Source organism: Bacillus sp. 11C (assembly GCF_055486375.1).
In genome coordinates, this window is the sequence record NZ_JBUPVZ010000018.1 from 21,070 (window position 1) to 39,008 (window position 17,939).

The 17,939-nt window shown below is 43.0% G+C and carries 20 protein-coding genes; all 20 read right to left on the reverse strand.

The window, feature by feature from the left end:
• Positions 1-33: 33 nt before the first annotated feature.
• The 20 genes from divIC to prtG all read right to left on the reverse strand — a co-directional run bounded on the left by divIC (position 34) and on the right by prtG (position 17,906).
• On the reverse strand, positions 34-411 hold the full coding sequence (gene divIC / locus ACY3LV_RS18715; RefSeq protein WP_087991866.1) for a cell division protein DivIC: 378 nt from the start codon (positions 409-411) through the stop codon (positions 34-36).
• A 17-nt stretch (positions 412-428) separates the two neighbouring features.
• Positions 429-1,064 (reverse strand): spore cortex biosynthesis protein YabQ, encoded by a 636-nt coding sequence (yabQ, locus tag ACY3LV_RS18720; protein ID WP_464864292.1) that lies wholly within the window; start codon positions 1,062-1,064, stop codon positions 429-431.
• Complete coding sequence (gene yabP, locus ACY3LV_RS18725) at positions 1,061-1,363, reverse strand: sporulation protein YabP (protein WP_087991868.1); 303 nt, start codon at positions 1,361-1,363, stop codon at positions 1,061-1,063. The genes yabQ and yabP overlap by 4 nt, the downstream gene beginning before the upstream one ends.
• A gap of 78 nt (positions 1,364-1,441) precedes the next feature.
• Complete coding sequence (locus tag ACY3LV_RS18730) at positions 1,442-1,702, reverse strand: RNA-binding S4 domain-containing protein (protein WP_087991869.1); 261 nt, start codon at positions 1,700-1,702, stop codon at positions 1,442-1,444.
• 2 nt (positions 1,703-1,704) lie between these two features.
• Positions 1,705-3,174, reverse strand: a complete 1,470-nt coding sequence (yabN, locus tag ACY3LV_RS18735; protein WP_464864293.1) for a bifunctional methyltransferase/pyrophosphohydrolase YabN — start codon at positions 3,172-3,174, stop codon at positions 1,705-1,707.
• Positions 3,164-4,762, reverse strand: coding sequence for a putative polysaccharide biosynthesis protein (locus ACY3LV_RS18740; RefSeq protein ID WP_464864294.1), 1,599 nt, complete (start codon positions 4,760-4,762; stop codon positions 3,164-3,166). Before ACY3LV_RS18740 ends, yabN begins: the two co-directional genes overlap by 11 nt.
• Positions 4,763-4,950: 188 nt before the next feature.
• A complete protein-coding gene (gene spoVT / locus ACY3LV_RS18745) occupies positions 4,951-5,487 on the reverse strand; it encodes a stage V sporulation protein T (protein ID WP_148964461.1) in 537 nt (178 codons plus the stop codon).
• Positions 5,488-5,622: 135 nt separating this feature from the next.
• Complete coding sequence (gene mfd, locus ACY3LV_RS18750) at positions 5,623-9,156, reverse strand: transcription-repair coupling factor (protein WP_464864295.1); 3,534 nt, start codon at positions 9,154-9,156, stop codon at positions 5,623-5,625.
• Between the two features lie 69 nt (positions 9,157-9,225).
• Positions 9,226-9,456, reverse strand: coding sequence for an anti-sigma-F factor Fin (gene fin, locus ACY3LV_RS18755; protein WP_087991873.1), 231 nt, complete (start codon positions 9,454-9,456; stop codon positions 9,226-9,228).
• Between the two features lie 59 nt (positions 9,457-9,515).
• A complete protein-coding gene (gene pth / locus ACY3LV_RS18760) occupies positions 9,516-10,082 on the reverse strand; it encodes an aminoacyl-tRNA hydrolase (RefSeq protein ID WP_148964459.1) in 567 nt (188 codons plus the stop codon).
• Between the two features lie 106 nt (positions 10,083-10,188).
• Positions 10,189-10,806, reverse strand: coding sequence for a 50S ribosomal protein L25/general stress protein Ctc (locus ACY3LV_RS18765; RefSeq protein WP_464864296.1), 618 nt, complete (start codon positions 10,804-10,806; stop codon positions 10,189-10,191).
• A gap of 83 nt (positions 10,807-10,889) precedes the next feature.
• Positions 10,890-11,843 carry a ribose-phosphate diphosphokinase gene (locus ACY3LV_RS18770; RefSeq protein WP_064814082.1) on the reverse strand — a complete coding sequence of 318 codons (954 nt, stop codon included), beginning with the start codon at positions 11,841-11,843 and terminating at the stop codon, positions 10,890-10,892.
• A gap of 22 nt (positions 11,844-11,865) precedes the next feature.
• Positions 11,866-13,236, reverse strand: coding sequence for a bifunctional UDP-N-acetylglucosamine diphosphorylase/glucosamine-1-phosphate N-acetyltransferase GlmU (gene glmU / locus ACY3LV_RS18775; protein WP_148964457.1), 1,371 nt, complete (start codon positions 13,234-13,236; stop codon positions 11,866-11,868).
• Between the two features lie 191 nt (positions 13,237-13,427).
• On the reverse strand, positions 13,428-13,721 hold the full coding sequence (gene spoVG, locus ACY3LV_RS18780; RefSeq protein WP_087991877.1) for a septation regulator SpoVG: 294 nt from the start codon (positions 13,719-13,721) through the stop codon (positions 13,428-13,430).
• A 198-nt stretch (positions 13,722-13,919) separates the two neighbouring features.
• Positions 13,920-14,297: a 2-iminobutanoate/2-iminopropanoate deaminase gene (ridA, locus tag ACY3LV_RS18785; protein ID WP_003218344.1), complete on the reverse strand. Its 378-nt coding sequence runs from the start codon at positions 14,295-14,297 to the stop codon at positions 13,920-13,922.
• Positions 14,294-15,151, reverse strand: coding sequence for a pur operon repressor (gene purR, locus ACY3LV_RS18790; RefSeq protein ID WP_087991878.1), 858 nt, complete (start codon positions 15,149-15,151; stop codon positions 14,294-14,296). Before purR ends, ridA begins: the two co-directional genes overlap by 4 nt.
• A 55-nt stretch (positions 15,152-15,206) precedes the next feature.
• Entirely contained in the window at positions 15,207-16,076 is an 870-nt protein-coding gene (gene ispE / locus ACY3LV_RS18795) for a 4-(cytidine 5'-diphospho)-2-C-methyl-D-erythritol kinase (RefSeq protein ID WP_464864301.1), read from the reverse strand.
• A gap of 146 nt (positions 16,077-16,222) precedes the next feature.
• Positions 16,223-16,408 (reverse strand): small, acid-soluble spore protein, alpha/beta type, encoded by a 186-nt coding sequence (locus ACY3LV_RS18800; RefSeq protein WP_003218333.1) that lies wholly within the window; start codon positions 16,406-16,408, stop codon positions 16,223-16,225.
• Between the two features lie 161 nt (positions 16,409-16,569).
• Entirely contained in the window at positions 16,570-16,830 is a 261-nt protein-coding gene (gene veg / locus ACY3LV_RS18805; protein ID WP_003218330.1) for a biofilm formation stimulator Veg, read from the reverse strand.
• A gap of 203 nt (positions 16,831-17,033) precedes the next feature.
• Complete coding sequence (gene prtG / locus ACY3LV_RS18810; protein WP_087991880.1) at positions 17,034-17,906, reverse strand: sporulation-specific protease PrtG; 873 nt, start codon at positions 17,904-17,906, stop codon at positions 17,034-17,036.
• Between the last annotated feature and the right edge of the window lie 33 nt (positions 17,907-17,939).

The window sequence follows — 17,939 nt, forward strand, 5'->3', positions numbered from 1 at the left end:
TATACCTAAATAAAAATTTAAGTGTCAACAAGGCTACTTGCTCTTCTTCTCCACATTGAAGATAATTTCTCCGTCTCCGGACATGAATAAGTCCCGTCTGGCAAGCTCTGTGACGTAATCCTCATCCTTCAATTTGGATATTTCTTCTTTTAAATCCTCTTGTTTTGTCTTTAAACTTTTTAGTTCTTTTTCAAGCTGTTCTTTCTTTTCTTCTTTTGCGCTAAGGGAAGATGTTTGGGACCATACAGAGCTCGCCAGCACTATTGCCGTCAGAAATACTAGGGCGCCGAATACAGTCAACCGCCTGTACAGCCCTTTGCGTCTTCTTTTCTTCAGCTGATTTTGCCGCTCTACCTGTTCTTTATAGTCATTTTGTATTTCAGTTATCGTTCGTTCCCTGGAAAAATTCAAACCAGACGGTCCTCCTTTCATCTCTTCAAAAAACGTGTAATGGTCGTTCCTATGGTTATCAATAGTTTCTTCTTCTTTTTGAGAAATCCTGCACCTTTTTCTAAATAACGTCTCATAGTTAGACGTATTTTTTCAGGAAGAAGTTTCAAACATTGTTTTGCGATAAAACGGATCGGAAAACACAGAACCATAAATATTTTATATAGACACAACAAGAGAAAAACGATCAGGCGGTATGTTTTATTTAATAAAAACGCCGCTAGCCAAATAATCGCTCCGCATGTCCACAAAATAGGACGAAATAACACGTGCTGAATAAGTTTTTTGAAGAATTGATAAACAGAAACTGCAAGGTAAATGACGAATTTCAGTGTTTTTATATAGATTCGCTTGCAAAGGCTCTGATACGTCGCAATGCCCAGCAGAACCGCTAAAAAGATATACAGCCTGAATTCTCCCTCATTTACACTAAGCAAGACATAAAAGAAAAGCAGCCCCTGCACAATCCAGAAAAGAATATCATGAATAAATAATAGCCATCTGGCAGTTTTGGCACGAATGACAAAGAGCCGGTATGTATCAAGCGACGCGCCAAGCCAGAGACCCATACCGGACATCGCCAGCATTGTATAGAATTGTGTCGTCAGCGTCATTTAAACAACTTGCTAAAAAACCCTTTAGCTTTATCCCCTTGTTGTTCGTCTAAGTACACTAAATCAAATACCCTGCCTTTAATAGATACAATCCCTTTTTCCACATCTAAATTTTTCATCTGCAGGTTTTGGCCTCTGACTGAGAGCATTCCCATCACCGTTTCCAGCAGGAACTCTTCATTGTCAAAGCTCTCCACATGCTTAACCCCTGAAATATCTAAATGCTTCCGGCCTTTCATTGTCACATCGTGCTGTTCCGGAACAGACGAAGAACCGTTTTGATCATAATATGAATTCATCTATTCAGCCCCCATATCCTCGATACTTTTAGCATTATTACTGCATTGTATGAGGCGGGGGATATTTTTAGAACAAGCCTATTCGCCGAGTTTTTCTTCTTTTAGAATCGTATACATGTTTGCAGCTTCTTCTTTTTTCGTCGTGTCCTTCAACTCATTTACTTGAACCGTTACAAGCTTTTGGCCGAAGCGGACCTTTAGTTCATCTCCGGCTTTCACGTCAGAGCTTGCTTTTGCCTGGTTTCCGTTAATAGAGATTCGTCCTTGGTCAGCTACTTCCTTTGCTAGTGTACGTCGCTTAATCAGCCGTGATACTTTCAAAAATTTATCTAATCTCATATTTATGATCTCCTCTCAGTTTCTTTTGCTTCATTCCACAGTTTATCCATGTCCTCAAGAGACATATCGGCCAGCTCGATTTCTTGTTCCTTCGCTGTTTTCTCAATATACGAGAACCGTCTCCTGAATTTGTCATTGGTCATCGCCAGTGCTTCCTCCGGTTCTATTTTGTAGAAGCGGGCTGCATTCACCAGTGCGAACAACACGTCGCCAAACTCGGCCTTGAGATTGTGTTCATGAGGATCTTCAGAAATCTCAGCAGAAAATTCCTTCATTTCCTCGTTTACCTTTTCCCAAATATCGCTGACGTCTTCCCAGTCAAAACCTACTTTTGCTGCTTTTTTCTGCAGTTTAGCGGCTTTCGAAAGAGCTGGAAGGGTCTTCGGCACGCTGTCTAATAAGGATGCTTCCGATGTATTTTTTTCGGCTTTTTTTATGTCTTCCCAATTTGCCAAAACATCGTTTTCATCCTGAACCTTAACATCTTTAAACACATGGGGATGTCTTCGGACCATTTTTTCACTGATTCCTTTTATGACATCATCAATTGTGAAATAACCTTCGTCTTCACCGATTTGCGCGTGAAGTAAGACCTGAAGCAAAACGTCGCCAAGCTCTTCGATCATATGGTCTGTGTCTTCTTCGTCAATTGCTTCGAGAAGTTCATAACACTCTTCAATCATGTACTGTTTTAATGACTGATGAGTCTGCTTTTTATCCCACGGACATCCATTAGGCCCGCGAAGCTCTCTAATGATGCTTCGGAACGCGGAAAATTCGTGATAAAGCAGCTTCTCTTCTTTAATCGGCGGAATATACACACTTGTTAAGTTATTCAAGGCGACATTGCGGTCCAGCTCAAATAAAGGCACTGTCTGGATCTCCTCGTCACGGCTTCCTGCTGCAGTCACAATCACAACCTCATAATCATCAGGCAGCTTCTCCATCAATGTCAGCTTGACTTCAGAAGCCGTCATTTGGTCGTAAACCTGACAAATGATCAGATGATGTCTGAGCTCAAGCTCATCCGCAGACAATGTGCCGGCATCCACAAATTGAAAGCCTTCAATCGGGTCAATTTGCAGGGCATTAAATGTGGCATCAAGAAAACTTTGTCCTCCTGCGACTTTTACTTGCACGTTTTTCTCTTCCTGCCGAACCGTCAGCAGCTGTACTGTTTTTTCCGCAACAAAAGGGTGTCCCGGCACAGCATAAACCACGTCCTCTTCCTGCGCCGCTTCAAAGAGGATATCAGCAATTTCTTCATATACGGCATCGAATTGGTCGTGTTTCTCATATATATCGTCAAAAAAAAGGATGTTCTTCGTATCTTTTTCAAGCTCCTGAATTAAGGGATGATCCTTGGTTCTGACATACAGCGTATCTGCCTTCGTCAGCAGCTTATGTATGCCAATTGTCAATTGGTCCATGTCTCCGGCACCAAGTCCGACAACTGTAATATTACCCGCCATTTTGTTCTCTCCTTCTCCTGATTTTGCTTAACTTACTGCCAAAAGGCACACTGTTCAGCTCTTCATCTGTAAATATTCCCAACTTCATCATACAACAAATAAACACCGCGCCACCAATGGCGACAGCAGACAGACTTTCAATCGCAGCCGCTCCTCTTCCTGCTGCAGGAATCAAGAAAGTCCAGAGACGCATATATACAAGCAAGACAGCCGACATCAAAAGGGCGGATCCAATGATCGGAATCATAACGCCTCTGAGCTTACCGAGCCATTCCTTTTGCCGAAGCAGATACAAGTTAAGAGCGGCGACAGCCGCAAAGGAAGCCGCTGTAGCAAGTGATGCACCTTCAATCCCATAGCGCGGAACTAAAAGAGTATTTAACACCCATTTCACTGCCACACCTGCGCCCACCGCTATCGCAGGAAAAACTGTGTATCCCGCGCCTTGCAAAACTGCGGCTGCCGTGACCGCCAAGGATGCAAACAAAATGGAGCAGCTAAATACTTGTAACGCAGCTGTCCCTTCACCATTTTGAAACAGCATGATGTTGACCGGCTCAAGAATGCAAATCAATCCAGCCGACGCGCCTGTACCCAGCACAAGACACAACTTTAAAGATGACGCGGCTTTTTCTTTCATGATCTTAAGCTCTTTGTTCTTTACGGCCTTGGAAATATACGGAACGATTGATGTCGCTATGCTCACCGCGAAAACGGAACCGAGCTGCAGCAAAGGCTGCCCCCGATCATAAATCCCCTTTAGGCGTTTTGCTTCTTCGCTTGCCTCACCACCCGAAAGCAAAGCATATAAATTCAACGCATCGACAAGCTGGATCAACAAAAGGAGCAAACTGCTTATACAAATGGTAATAGAATATAAAAGCAGTTTTTTTACCAATTCTTTTGTTGTTATGACATTTTCATTTTGGCTACCCGTTTGTTTGTCTCTTTTCGTTTTGAACCAAAAAAATCCAAGTATGATCAATGCAACTAAACTTCCGGCAAGAGACCCGGAAGCGGCTGCCGCTCCGACAGTATAAAGCGAGGCTCCCTTTTTGACGAGCCAAAATGATAAGCCCAGAAGCACCGCAACCCGCAGTAACTGCTCTGTCATCTGCGATAAGGCCGAAGGGAGCATGTCATGCCGCCCTTGAAAACCGCCTCTAAGCAACGCGACAAACGGGAACAGCAAAAATGAAAACGCAGTCACTTGAATTAACACGGCGAGATGTGAATCTCCCATAAAAAGTGCGATTGGAGCAGCACCCATATATAAGCAAAGAAATAATAAAATACCGATTAAAGATAAAAACACCGCTGATATTTTTAATATGGTGTGATGGCTTTTTTCACTATAATCATTCATCAGTTTCGAAATAATGACCGGAAATCCTGATGTTGACAGCATGACCGCAATACCAAGAAAGGGATATACCTGCTGATATATATAAAATCCAACATCGCCGACAATGTTTTGAAACGGGACTCTGTAAACGGCGCTTAATATTTTTGTGATGACGCCTGCCAGAATTAAAACAACAGCCCCCTGCCAAATCCAATGCCGTTTGCCGCCTATTGAATCGTCCATCCAAAAGCTCCTTCCCAACGTCAGGGACAATACGAATACGGTTCACGTATTGCCGCGACACAAATAAAAACGAGGTTATTATACCACATCCCAACCCTCGGAATCCTTTCTGGGCATGCACGAAAAAAGAACAGCGTCCCCAGGAGAGCTGTTCTTTTCATACCTATTTTCGATAAAAGGAATAAGACCTACTGTTCCATTTGTCGCGCCAAAAATCCTGCTGCTGTCTCAACGGCTTTATGCTCTACTTCGCCCATTGTCTGATCCTTTGAAAAAATAATCACTGCGCCTATCGGATCACCATTTGCCACAATCGGGCAGACAGTGTAAGAATTCATGTCCTCATCTATGCCATTAACGAGCTGTACTGATTTCGCATCACTCTCAAGCACGGAACTGCGCTGATCCATTGTTTTTTCCAGCATTTCACTGATCGGCTTGTTTAAGTAGTCTTTTTTCGAGCTGCCGGACACGGCAATATAGACATCACGGTCACAAATCAGTACTGAATGTCCGAGACTGTCATAAAGCGCGTCTGCATACTCCTTTGCAAAGTCTCCAAGCTCACTGATCGGAGAGTACTTTTTCAAAATGACTTCTCCGTCACGATCTACAAAAATCTCAAGCGGATCGCCTTCCCTGATTCTCAGAGTTCTGCGAATTTCTTTAGGGATCACGACCCGACCTAAGTCATCAATACGACGTACGATACCGGTTGCTTTCATCTCTGGTGCCTCTCTTTCATTTGATGGTATATACATGTGGGAAAGACCTAAAGCAGTTACTTTATGTACCTTCCGCCTCGCTTGAAATTAGTATCCGTCACATCAAATGTAATATACACCAGAGAGTAACAAAATTTACGTTGAAGAAATGGTTTGCTTTTTCACATTTTTTAAGCCTTTCAGCATGCCCAGCACGGTTTCGAGCCATTCATCGGCACTACGGCCTTTCGTCTGTATAGAAATTTTGAGTTTTTTTCCTTCCATTCCCAGTCCGATTTGTCTGCCATATTTATTGCCGAGCTCAAACAGCTTCTGTCCGTCAATTTCAGCACTTGCTTCTTCAGAAATCGTCAATCTGACAGCATCTTTATCCTGCTTAATCAGCTCAACACGTTCATGTTTCGCATGAACCTTCATTTCTGCAACAGTAAACAAGTATTCAACTTCTTTTGGATAGTTTCCAAATCGGTCGATCATTTCGTCTTGAAGTTCATTCTTTTCTTCGATTGTAGCCACAGACCTGAAGCGTTTATACATATCAATTTTCTGTTTTCCGTCTTGAATATAAGTTTCAGGAATATAGGCATCAAGCTCGACATCAATTTCTGTTTCAAACTTCTCCGTTTTCGCTGTGTCTCCTTTACGCTCTTCAATGGCTTCCTTCAGCATTTGTGAATAGAGGTCAAATCCGACCGAGTCGATGAAGCCGTGCTGCTGGGCGCCGAGAAGATTCCCGGCTCCGCGTATCGTTAAGTCACGCATTGCGATTTTAAAACCGGAACCAAGCTCTGTGAATTCTTTAATGGCCTGCAGCCTTTTTTCAGCAACTTCTGTCAGTACTTTATCGCGGCGGTACGTAAAGTACGCATACGCCACACGATTAGAACGGCCGACACGCCCCCGCAGCTGATAAAGCTGAGAAAGTCCCATTTTGTCGGCGTCAAATACAATCAGCGTATTGACGTTCGGGATGTCTACGCCGGTTTCAATAATGGTTGTGCTAACGAGAACGTCTGATTCTCCTTCAAGAAAACTTAGCATAACGGTTTCTAGTTCGTTTTCTGTCATTTTCCCATGCGCATACGCTACCTTCGCGTCAGGGACCAGCATAGAGATCTCATCCGCTTTCCGTTCAATATCCTCAACCCGGTTGTACAAGAAATAGACCTGGCCTCCGCGCGCAAGCTCACGTTCAATCGCCTCTCTGACAAGGGCGCCGTTGTATTCCACAACATACGTCTGTACGGGGAAGCGGTTTTCCGGCGGAGTCTCAATGACTGAAAGATCCCTTACGCCAAGCATAGACATATGCAGCGTACGTGGAATAGGCGTCGCGGTTAATGTTAATACATCCACATTGGCTTTGATCTGCTTGATCTTTTCTTTATGGGTTACACCGAAACGCTGCTCTTCATCAATGATAAGGAGCCCTAAGTCTTTATAAACGACATCTTTGGATAGCAGCCGGTGCGTTCCGATGACGATATCAACAGTACCGTTTTTCAATCCTTTGAGCGTTTCGTTCGCTTCTTTCCTCGTTCTGAATCTGCTGAGCAGGCCGATATTAATCGGATAGTCCTGAAAGCGCTCAGTAATGGTTTCATAGTGCTGCTGTGCCAAAATTGTTGTCGGAACAAGCAGCGCTACCTGCTTTCCGTCACCTATCGCCTTAAATGCAGCACGTATAGCAACCTCTGTTTTTCCATAGCCCACATCTCCACATAGCAAGCGGTCCATCGGACGTTCTCGTTCCATGTCCTTTTTGATTTCGTGAATGGAACGGAGCTGATCCTCAGTCTCTTGATAAGGGAACGACGATTCAAATTCCCGCTGCATCTCATGATCAGGAGTAAACGCGTAGCCTTTGCTCGCCTCCCTTTCGGCATAAAGCTTAATTAAGTCGTCAGCAATATCCTGAACCGATGTCTCTACTTTTTTCTTGACCCGCTTCCATTCGCTTCCGCCTAATTTATACAGCTTCGGCTCTTTTCCTTCGGAGCCAACATACTTTTGCACTTGGTCAATTTGCTCGACAGGTACGTATAGCTTGTCGCTTCCCTGATAATGAATGTTTAAATAGTCTTTGTGGATCCCATTGATTTCAAGGGTTTCAATCCCCAAATACTTTCCGATCCCGTGATTAATATGAACGACATAATCACCGATTTGAAGCTCGGAATAGCTCTTGATGCGCTCTGCATTTGTAAGCTTCTGTTTACGAGGCTTCTTTTTCACACGGTTTTTGAACAGTTCTTCTTCTGTAATAACAGCAAGCTTCATTAATGGCAGCTCAAATCCCGATTGCAGCTCACCTTCCATGATATAGACCTGTCCCTGCACAAGCGCTTTTTTGCTGTCCGTCACGGCGGCTTCGATTTCATAATCAGACAGAACGGAAGATAACCTCTGTGTACGTTCCTTGTCTGCACCTAAGAATACAACGGTGAAGTTTGATTTTTTAAAGCGTTCCATTTCACCCGCGAGCACGTTCATTTGGCCATGAAAACTCTGCATTTGTCTGCTTGACACATTGACGATATTTTGCGGGCTCGTATGCTGTACATGCCGCAAAAATAAAGAATAGTACAGCAGAGACCGTTTTTGCTCATATGCTATTTTTTGGAAGTTGAATGACAAACTGATGTCATGCAAAATCTTCCCTTCCTCAAGAAGGTTTGTTATGAACTCCGCTTCTTCTTTTTGAAGCTGCTCTTCCATCTCATGAATCCGGCTGACTTCATCTAAAATCAGAAGTGTGTTATCAGGTGTATAATCTAGTAAACTAGCAGGCTTTTCATAGAAGTATGAGAGATACTTCACCAGTTCCTGATCTGTCTGACCTTCAGACAAGCGTTCTTTGTCATGAGAAATATTCGTATGAAGAATTTCTTTTTGCTTGTCGTTCTTTAATTTTTTTAGGCTTGCGGCAAGGCCTTTATCAATTTTCTCCATCGCCCGAACTTTTTCTTCAGATCTGATAATCAGTTCCTTAGCAGGACCAACATTGATAGAGGTAAGGGTCTCAATTGACCGCTGATCATCTGAGTTAAAGCTGCGGATTGAATCCACTTCGGTGTCAAAAAGTTCAATTCTCACCGGATGCTCTGAAGTCAGCGGGTATATGTCAATGATTCCTCCGCGAATGCTGAATTCCCCGGGTGCAGACACCATATCAGACCGCTCATATCCTACCTCTACCAGCCGTGATGCGAGCTGATCAGGTTCGATATCATGGCCAACTTGAATGAGCATTTGACTGTTTTTCCACACCTCTACAGGCGGCAGCATTCTTCTGATTGCAGCTACAGGAGCAACGACAATTGGCGCTTCTCCATTCGTTAATCTATTAATGACATCTAATCGCTGCGCCCGTAATTCGGGGCTTGCGACTGCTATTTCTGATGAAATGAGTTCATTAACGGGGTACAAAAGGACAGATCGGTCCCCTAGGAGTACAGTCAGATCATCCGTTACTTTCTGGGCTTGATATAAATTATGGGTGATTAGAAAGATAGGCTTATTCGTTTCATTAGCCAAGGCAGAAGTAAAAACAGAACGCGCGGAACCCGACAGACCCGCGAGCAGCTGTTCCTTCAGCCCCTCGTGTAAACCGTTGATGATGGATTTAAAGTCATCGCTTTCTTTTATAAAGGTTTGAATGTTGTCCATATGGCCCCTCCTCTCTGTTTCCTGTGAGAACAGAAAAACGCTTTGGTCTAGTATCTACACCAAAGCTTTTTATTGAATAAATGTGTGATGTTCGTGGTAATGCGGATTTCGGTCAAGCGCCTCTTGGCAATCTTCACATATGGTCAAAACTTGAACATCTCCATTTTCTTTATAAGAAATCATATCGTTTCTTTCTTCGTTTGTTAAGTGCTGAAAACCGAGTGAGTCAGTCGATACCATGGAAGATTCGAGACTGCCTACTTTCACTCCGCAATGACGGCAATAATAATGCAAAGCCATACAAGGGACCTCCTGATGAAAAAGTTATTTTGGTGTAGTATGGGCTTTGTTGATTCATTTTATACCTTTGCGTTAAATTCGTTCATGACTTCTAAAAACGGCTTGCTCAGAGAAGCTTCACAAGCCTTCACAGATTTTTCGATCGCTTCACCAATATCTGGTGCCTCCTCCTTGGTGAAGGAGCCTAACACATAGTCAACGACCTTCATGCCGTTTACAGGCCGGCCGATTCCGATGCGGATGCGATCAAACTCGGATGTTCCAAGATGCTGGATCAATGATTTGATGCCATTGTGTCCTCCGGCGCTTCCTTTTGTTCTTAAACGGATTTTGCCAGCCGGAAGATCAAGATCGTCGTAAACGACTGTTAAATCTTCGTTTTCAACATCATAATAGTCCATTAAAGGCCGCAAACATTCTCCTGATAAATTCATATATGTAAGCGGTTTAACAAGTAGAACCTTTTTGCCGGAAACAAATCCGGTTCCGTATAATCCATTAAATTTATTTTGATTCAGCTCAATATTCCATTCCTTCGCAAGCTGATCTATCACCATAAATCCGACATTATGCCGTGTGTTTTCATAGTTTTTCCCCGGGTTTCCGAGACCGGCAATCACAAGCATGGCGAATCCTCCCTTAGTCACATAAACTCCCGTCTGCATAGCGGGCTATAATTCTTCTCATTCTAGCACAAAAGACGTAACCGCGGGAGGGTTACGCCTTAAGCTATTATTGTTCTTTGTTTTCACCTTCAGGCTGAGCATCGGCAGATTCCTCTTCATCTATCTCAGCTGCTTCCTGCTGCTGCGGAGGAAGGATAGAAGCTACAACCTCATCTGATTCTTGATTAAAGGCGTAGTCACCGTCAGCAGCCAGATCCGCAATAGTGAGTACCTCATTTACATCAAGGTTTGAAATATCAGCCTCAATCGTTTGCGGAATGGCTTTTGGCTTTGCCTTTACAGTAAGTGCATGCAGCGGCTGCTGCAATACGCCTCCGTTTTTCACTCCGATGGCTTCTCCGGTCAAATGAATCGGAACTTCCACCTCAATGTCTTCACCCATATTGACCACTTGAAAGTCAGCATGAGTGACTTCATTTTTCAGCGGGTCCGTTTGCAGGTCTGTCACCATGACAGAATGTTTTTCTCCGCTGACGTCAAGCGTGATAACTGTATTTTTACCTTCGTCCCTCAGCGTTTTGATCAGCTCCACACTGTCTAATGATACAGGTTTGTTTCCCGTGTCTTTCCCATATATGATACCTGGAACATGTCCTGAAGTACGGATATTCCGAAGAGACGAACGAGTAAAATCCGTTCTTTCTTTTGCCGTTAAAGTTGCCATATTCAGCACCATCCTATAATCGTTTTATTGTCCTACTACAAACAATACCCATAACGATAAGGATTTAAACCTCAAAAGTCGGTTTAGCTGAACAGATAGCTGACTGATTGCTGCTCATGAACACGAATAATGGCTTCGGCCAAAAGCGGTCCGACTGAAAGCTGCTTAAACCGTTCAATTTTCTTTTCTTCAGGAAGCTTGATGCTGTTTGTCACAACAAGCTCTTTGATTGTTGAATTATTAATACGTTCAACAGCAGGACCTGATAGTACAGGGTGTGTGCAGCATGCATATACTTCTTTCGCTCCGTTTTCAACGAGCGCATTAGCAGCAAGTGTAATGGTACCTGCAGTATCGATAATGTCATCGATAAGGATAGCGGTCTTCCCTTCGATATTACCTACAATATTCATGACTTCCGCCACGTTTGGACGCGGACGGCGTTTATCGATTATCGCAATCGGCGCTTTTAGTCGGTCAGCCAGTTTGCGGGCGCGTGTCACACCGCCGTGGTCTGGTGAAACAATGACGATATCTTCAAGGTTTTTGCCTTCAAAATATTCTCCTAAAATCGGAACACCCATTAAGTGGTCAATCGGTATATCAAAGAATCCCTGAATTTGCGGCGCATGCAGGTCAAGTGCAATTACGCGAGTAGCACCGGCTGTTTCAAGCAGGTTTGCGAAAAGTTTTGCTGTGATTGGCTCACGGGATCTTGCTTTTCTGTCTTGACGCGCATAACCATAATAAGGAATAACAATGTTAATCGTTTTTGCAGAAGCGCGTTTTAACGCATCTACCATAATTAACAGTTCCATAATATGCTCGTTAACGGGGGCACTTGTAGACTGGATGATATAGCAGTCACATCCGCGAATACTTTCTTCGATATTAATTTGGACTTCCCCGTCACTAAATCTTGTGACAGAACATTTTCCTAATTGAACTCCAACTATATCTGCGATTTCTTTTGCAAGCTCTGGATTCGAATTCAAAGAAAAAATCTTTAAATTCTTATCTCCGTATTGATTAGACATGGATAAACCTCCGAATTTAGGATTATTTTTTATGAATATTTTTCACATAATCGTCTTTATTTACTTGTCTCGCTCTGGCAATAGCAAGCGCTTTTCCAGGTACATCTTCCGTAACAGTTGAACCCGCAGCAACATAAGCGCCTTCTCCGACTGTGACAGGGGCAACCAAGTTGGAATTGCAGCCGATAAACGCGCCGTCTTCAATTTTCGTCAAATATTTATTCTTTCCATCATAATTGACAGTTATTGAACCGCAGCCCAAGTTTACATCTGTGCCTACCTCAGCATCACCGACATAGCTTAAATGAGAAGCCTTGCTTCGGTCTCCGAATTGAGTCTTTTTGATTTCAACAAAATTTCCGATCTTCACTTCATTCCCGATGACAGAATCAGGTCTGATGTGAGCAAAAGGTCCTATGTTTACATCATTCCCCACTTGACTGTGATTGACTACCGATTGTTTAATCACCGTACGGCTGCCAATTGAACTATTCATAATCTCCGTATGAGGTCCGATAATCGTATCTTCTCCGATTTGCACCTCACCTTTAATCACTGTTCCAGGATAAATCACAGTATCGCTTCCGATAACAGCGTCAGGAGAAATATACGTGTTCATCGGGTCAATCAGCGTTACGCCATTTTGCATATGCCGTTTATTAATACGCTCTTTCATAAATTGTTCTGCCTGAGAAAGAGCGACTCTATCATTAACTCCGAGTGTTTCTTGGAAATTACCAGTCTGGTAAGCGGCAACAGTTTCGCCTTCGTTTTTAAGAATCTCTATGACATCCGGCAAATAATACTCACCTTGAGCATTATCATTAGACACCTGATCAATGGCCCGGAATAGCGCTTCATTGTCAAAACAATACGTACCGGTATTAATCTCAGTTACAAGACGTTCTTCTTCAGAGGCGTCCTTATGCTCAACAATTTTTTGAACCGCTCCGTTTTCACTGCGAATAATACGTCCGTATCCGGTTGGATCTTCTGCAACCGCAGTTAAAATCGTAGCTTTCGCTTCTCTTTGTGTATGTTCTTTCAGCATCTGTTCCATTGTCTCAGCTGTTAAAAGCGGCGTATCTCCGCAAATGACAATTGTGACGCCTTTTTCGTCAGCAAGAAATGGCTGTGCCTGTTTTACAGCATGAGCAGTGCCAAGCTGTTCTGCTTGAAGCGCATACTCGCTTTTATCACCAAGCTGCTTTTTCACTTCTTCCGCACCATGTCCGACAATCGTGACAAGCTTCGATAAAGATAACTTTAAGGCTTCATCCACGACGTGCTCTGCCATAGGCTTACCGCAAACTGGATGAAGGACTTTATAAAGCTTCGATTTCATTCTTGTTCCTTGTCCAGCCGCTAAAACAACTGCAAACCGCTTATCCATTTATTGGCCTCCAATATCCCTTTTATCCATAGAAAAATATATCCTAAATATCTTCTGATTTCAAGGAGACTTCATGAAGTGCAAGAATTTTCTATTGAGTGAAATTAAGTTTGAAAAATCAGAATTAAAAAAGGACTGCCGGCAAAGGCTTTTGTCAGCCCTTTCAGCAGTCCTTGCTTTTTGGTTATTTTTTAAGAAGCTCCAGCTTCTTCGAATTCTAATGCTTCAGTGTCACCCATACGATGATACTCATTTAACACGGCATCTTGAATCTTTCCTCGCGTGCTTGAATTAATAGGATGAGCAATATCTCGGAACTCTCCATCAGGGGTGCGTTTACTCGGCATCGCAACGAAAAGACCATTGTTTCCATCAATCACACGAATATCATGAACAACAAATTCGTGATCCAGCGTGATGGATGCAATCGCTCTCATGCGACCATCGGTATTCACGCGGCGTAATCTTACGTCAGTAACTTCCACAGTAGTTCACCACCTTTTCCCTATATAAAAGCATTAGTGTATCAATTCCACGATTTTTTCTGAAATCCTGCTCGTTTTTAAAATATTTTTTGAAAAAATAGGATATAGTTACACAATTAGGTCATAACGCTTTTATTTCGGACATAAGGTAAATAAAAAAGTGATTCCGAGGGTCACCCAGAATCACTTTTTTTATTATTATTTTACCAATGCAATAACTTCGATTTCGACTAGGGCGTCCTTCGGCAGTCTCGCGACTTCAACACAAGATCTCGCCGGTTTGTGAGTGTCAAAATATTGCCCGTACACTTCGTTTACTTCTGCAAACTGTTCCATATCCGCAATAAATACAGTTGCTTTTACAACTGTTTCTAAAGAAGCGCCTGCTTCTTCCAGCACCGCTTTTAAGTTGCTGAATACTTGATGAGTCTGCTCTTTAATATCACCGTTCACCATTTCACCTGAAGGAGTCAAAGGAATTTGGCCTGAGCTGTAAAACATATTATTTACGATAATCCCTTGTGAGTAAGGCCCGATTGCCGCTGGGGCATGTTTTGTGTGGACTGCTTTTGTCATGATTCTGTCTCTCCATTCTTTAAAAGATTGTCTTTAAAAAAACGCAGAAAATTGCCATTCTGAATTTCAATGGACTTCTCTTTCATGTTGATGGTTGAAAGAGTAAGAAGTGACATATATTCATCAACAAGACGTTCATCTACTCCTTCGGCTTCAACCAAGACGCCGATCCCCGCCACATTTGCGTTAAACTCATCTAACAGGTTAATCATACCATTAATTGTGCCGCCTGCTTTCATAAAGTCATCAATAATGAGTACGTTTGAACCCGTTTTCATACTTCTTTTCGCAAGTGACATCGTTTGAATGCGGTTTGATGAGCCTGAGACGTAGTTAATGCTGACTGTAGAGCCTTCTGTTACCTTGTTATCTTTGCGAACAATGACGACAGGCACATTCAGATAGCTTGCAGCTGCGTACGCCAGAGGGATGCCTTTAGTGGCAACGGTCATGACAACATCAATTTTGCGCTCTGCAAACACAGAAGCAAACAGCTTCCCTACCTTGGAGAGTACAGATGGCTTTCCTAAGATATCCGTTAAATATACATAACCGCCCGGAAGGATACGTTCAGGATTTGCCAGCGACTGTCCAAGTGTCTGCACAAACTCTTCAGCTTCAGCCTGTTTCATTTTCGGAATATATTTGACGCCTCCGGCAGCTCCGGGAACAGTAAGCAAAGTACCAATCCCCTGCTGCTCAAAGGTTTGCTTAATAATTGTTAAATCTTCACTGATCGATGATTTTGCAGATTCATACCGCTCAGAAAAAAAGGTTAGCGGTATTAACTCGTGCGGATGGGTTAACAAGTAATTTGTTAAGTCCACCAATCTGCCGCTGCGACGAAACTTCATGAACTTACCCCCAAAATCCGAATATTTTAAGATCAATATAACTTAACATACGGATTTAATCAAGAGCGTTCTGTTCGCCGATCATTCTCACCGCATAAACCTGATCGCAGAAGCCTCTTAACCCGTTATAAATTCTCTGCACCTTCGACTCATACTGAACCAGTCCAAACACAGTCGGTCCGCTCCCGCTCATTAACACGGCGTCTGCGCCAAAGCGTTTCATCTGGTTTTTGATCATCGCAACTTCAGGATGTATATCAAGCGTAACAGATTCGAGCACATTACCTAAACGGCTGCACATCTTTTGAAAACTCTTTTCCTCTATAGCTTCAATCATGCCATGTACATCGGGATGCTCAACATCATCCAGCTTCAGCTGTCTGTACACTTCAGCAGTTGAAACACCGATTGTCGGTTTCGCTAAAATGACCCAGCAGTGCGGAGGCGTGCTGATGTGTTTAATTTTCTCGCCGCGTCCAGTTGCCAGTGCAGTTCCGCCATAGACACAAAATGAAACGTCGGAGCCAATTTCCGCTCCAAGCTCGGCAAGCGTTTCTGCAGAGAGATTTAAATTCCACAGTTTGTTCAGCCCTCTGAGCGTCGCCGCCGCATCACTGCTTCCGCCGGCAAGACCAGCAGCCACCGGAATCATCTTCGTAATCATGATGGAAACTCCCTTTTTTACGTTGTATCTGTCCTTGATCAGTTTGGCAGCCTGATAAGCTAAGTTTCTTTGATCATCAGGCACAAAACGGTTGTGGGAGGAGACTCTCACTTCATCCTCTGCCAGCTCCGTCAATTCAATCCGATCCGCTAAATCAATCGTCGTCATGATCATTTCGACTTCATGATAGCCATCCGGGCGTTTTCGGGTGACATCAAGTGACAGATTGATCTTCGCTGGCGCTTTTTCTAAAATACGCATAGCTTTCACCTACTTCTCCATCTAAACATAAGTATGAACATTGTATCACATTTGAAGTACAGGATGAACATATCCATATTGCAGCCTATTATGTATTTATATCCAAAATAAAAACCGGGGAACAGCACGTCCCCCGGGTCACATCCTTATCGGTTATTCTGATTCTGAGCCATTTGCTGTTCAGCGATTTCAATGGCGCGCTTTACCATGTTACCGGCATCGCGGGCGCGAATTTCGCCCCAGCCGCCATTTTTCACTGTGTCATAAAAACCAAGGTCTTTAGCCAGCTCATATTTAAACTCATCTGACATAACTCCACGACGTCTGCCCAAACGAAACAACCCCTTTTTTAGAAGTGATAGCCATTCGTGCACGTGACGATAATATGTGACCGTTTTTATCTTTTGTTAATAACAGATGAAACTTTCGTTAAAATTAATGGAAACAAAAAAAGGGCAAAACAAAAAGCAGTAAACAAAAGGTTCACTGCCCGTTAAAATGCCACTGAGCTTGCGGCGTCATCATTAAAAGTCAGCTCAACAGTCTCAGTCAAAATATCAGCGTAACTGTATGAAACTCTTTCAAACGAGTTCTCGTCTTGATCTAGTTGTATCACAAAAACAGAAGGGTACGTCTCAGCTAAAATGCCCGAGCGCTCAATTGTTTTTCGGCGGCCACCGTTTGCCTTTAACGTCAGCCTTTTACCTAAATTCCCATCAAGCGATCTTTTAATGTCGGACAACGTCTTCGCCATTGCATCCACCTCACTATACTTATTGTACAACATGAGCCCATTTTTGTCAAATAAAATTTAAATTATATCAACGTTGATAAGACGTTGTCAACAAAATTATTTTGACAAAATTCTATGATTCCTCAATTATTTTCCGCAAGTTTCGGTAAATTATGTATCATTATGTAAAATAAAAAACCCGCATAGATGCAGGTTTTCATCTGTTAATTGGACTTATATGGCATTCCAATTCTCAGTACTCCTCTTGTTTCTATACCTCCAAGCCCTTTCTCTCTTGTCAGCGTATTACGGAGCACTTCCCATACATTAATTCGTTCCATAAACGGCGTAAAGCTGATTTTCGCGACGATATACACCGGATCAAGCGCATGAATGTTTACTCTTGACGGTGAACTCGCGAAATTTGCCCCCGCTCTTATGAGCGATTCAAAGTGGGATTGGCAAGCCCCCGCAAAAATAACAAGCTGATCTAAGTGAGGGATCTTTTTTCGGGCGTTTTGAACCGTTTCAACAAAATGCTTTGAATGTCTGTACGCGTTCAAATCATCAATCTCGCCCTTTTGCTTTGAGTACGCATCATGCCCTGTTATCACCAAGATGTCAGGTCGATATTTGTCGAGTAATTCTTCAATAGAAGCAGACATTTTCTTTTCATGGCAATGGATGCCATAGACGGGCACTCCAATTTTTTTATAGACATTCAGGCATTTTTTCAGATATGCTTCATCGCCGTCCAAATGAAGCACCTTGCCCGGCATATGGAAATAATGCTCCTGATGCTGATACTGGCTTGTCGCATAGTACTCCTGCTTTTCTCTGAGCAGCTTATAATCTTGGCGGAGCAATTCGAGCGATTCATTCATTCTGCTCTCATCTTTCTTTTTCCGCATCATTTGCTCATCTTTTTTTACTGCTACAAGATCAGAAATATCCGCATCAGCAATCAGCCTGACTTCATCACCATGCAAAATAGCGATTGAATTCCCTTTGCTTGTTTGCTCTATTCCTATAATGCGAAACAAAACATCCATTTGATAGGATTTTCTGGCTACCATATCTCCTATTTGAAATTGCACGTTCCTCACTCCACACATAGACTAAGCCTCATC

Bases quoted from the DNA above. Each gene is read 5' to 3' on its own strand.
- fin (WP_087991873.1), bottom strand. From the start codon at position 9,456: ATGGCTTTGCATTATTATTGCCGTCATTGCGGAGTGAAAGTAGGCAGT.
- glmU (WP_148964457.1), bottom strand. From the start codon at position 13,236: ATGGATAAGCGGTTTGCAGTTGTTTTAGCGGCTGGACAAGGAACAAGA.
- pth (WP_148964459.1), bottom strand. From the start codon at position 10,082: ATGCTTGTGATTGCCGGTCTCGGAAACCCGGGGAAAAACTATGAAAAC.
- spoVT (WP_148964461.1), bottom strand. From the start codon at position 5,487: ATGAAAGCAACCGGTATCGTACGTCGTATTGATGACTTAGGTCGGGTC.
- ACY3LV_RS18740 (WP_464864294.1), bottom strand. From the start codon at position 4,762: ATGGACGATTCAATAGGCGGCAAACGGCATTGGATTTGGCAGGGGGCT.
- purR (WP_087991878.1), bottom strand. From the start codon at position 15,151: ATGAAGTTTCGTCGCAGCGGCAGATTGGTGGACTTAACAAATTACTTG.
- ispE (WP_464864301.1), bottom strand. From the start codon at position 16,076: ATGCGTATTTTAGAAAAAGCGCCAGCGAAGATCAATCTGTCACTTGAT.
- ACY3LV_RS18765 (WP_464864296.1), bottom strand. From the start codon at position 10,806: ATGGCAACTTTAACGGCAAAAGAAAGAACGGATTTTACTCGTTCGTCT.
- yabN (WP_464864293.1), bottom strand. From the start codon at position 3,174: ATGGCGGGTAATATTACAGTTGTCGGACTTGGTGCCGGAGACATGGAC.
- ACY3LV_RS18770 (WP_064814082.1), bottom strand. From the start codon at position 11,843: ATGTCTAATCAATACGGAGATAAGAATTTAAAGATTTTTTCTTTGAAT.
- ridA (WP_003218344.1), bottom strand. From the start codon at position 14,297: ATGACAAAAGCAGTCCACACAAAACATGCCCCAGCGGCAATCGGGCCT.
- yabQ (WP_464864292.1), bottom strand. From the start codon at position 1,064: ATGACGCTGACGACACAATTCTATACAATGCTGGCGATGTCCGGTATG.
- mfd (WP_464864295.1), bottom strand. From the start codon at position 9,156: ATGGACAACATTCAAACCTTTATAAAAGAAAGCGATGACTTTAAATCC.
- yabP (WP_087991868.1), bottom strand. From the start codon at position 1,363: ATGAATTCATATTATGATCAAAACGGTTCTTCGTCTGTTCCGGAACAG.
- ACY3LV_RS18730 (WP_087991869.1), bottom strand. From the start codon at position 1,702: ATGAGATTAGATAAATTTTTGAAAGTATCACGGCTGATTAAGCGACGT.
- veg (WP_003218330.1), bottom strand. From the start codon at position 16,830: ATGGCGAAGACGTTGTCCGACATTAAAAGATCGCTTGATGGGAATTTA.